Source organism: Ruegeria sp. E1 (assembly GCF_056534225.1).
Genome location: NZ_JBQFPE010000043.1, coordinates 1 through 936, shown reverse-complemented (window position 1 = coordinate 936; position 936 = coordinate 1). Strand labels below are relative to the sequence as shown.

Annotated in this window: 1 protein-coding gene; it reads right to left on the bottom strand. The window is 59.0% G+C overall.

Features of this window, described 5'->3' with window-relative positions; genetic code table 11:
• Nucleotides 1-936 (bottom strand): molybdopterin dinucleotide binding domain-containing protein (locus tag ACR0FG_RS20845; RefSeq protein ID WP_480895269.1); only part of this gene is annotated, 936 nt, incomplete at both ends.

The following is a 936-nucleotide window of genomic DNA, read 5'->3' as shown; positions in this document are numbered from 1 at the left end:
TGGTGGGTCCGGTTGCAACTGCAAGCGATGGAGCGCCGCTGAGATGATTGGGGAACTATTCTCCATCAGTTTCGAGAACTGGAAGTCGTCGCCTTCCACACCCAGCAAAGTGTGCTTGTTGCCCGGAACACGTTCCGAGTAAACCATCACGTAATCACCGTTTTCGATGCCACGCTCGGCCGCATCGTCGGGGTGAATCTCGACCCAGTTTTCCGGCCAGCGCTGCACGATATAGGGGCGGCGGCGGTCGTCGAAACCAGACTGCCAGCGTTCGTTGATCCGACCGGATGTGGACCACAACTCTCCTTCGTCCTTGTTGGGTTTCAACCATTCCCAGTAATCCGAGAACAGGCCCCACGGCGATTTCTGGATGTTGCACTTGCCGGTCTGGCTGTTGAAGTGCGTCAGCTTCTTGTTGAATACATCCGCACCAGCCGCACCGGTATCAGGCAGCGTGCGCGTTGTGTCATGCAGACGCTTGGTTTCAATCAGCGTGACACCGTCGGCATCCAGCATGACCGGGCATTGCACACCATCGGTGCCGAATTCTCGGACCTTCTGGTGCAGACCCTTGCCCTCTTTCTTGGCTAGACGGAAGACCGCGTGGAAGTCCTTGCGCGACCCGCGCGTAAAGCGCACGGCCTCTTCGGCAACCTCGTTCGAGTTCTGCCAGTCGAACCCGTCAAAGCCCATCCGCTGTGCCAGTTGCGCAATGATCCACCAGTCGGGCTTGGCCGCACCGGGCGCATCATAGAACTTCTGGTACAGGCGCAGGCGGCGTTCGCCGTTGGCGCGCAGAAAGTCCTCTTCGCCCCAGGTCGCTGCGGGGAACACGATGTCGGCATAGCGGTTGCCGATCGGATCTTGCAGATAGATGTCCTGGTTGATGACCACCATATCGCCGCAGTCGGCGCGGACCTTAAGCGTGTCGATCAT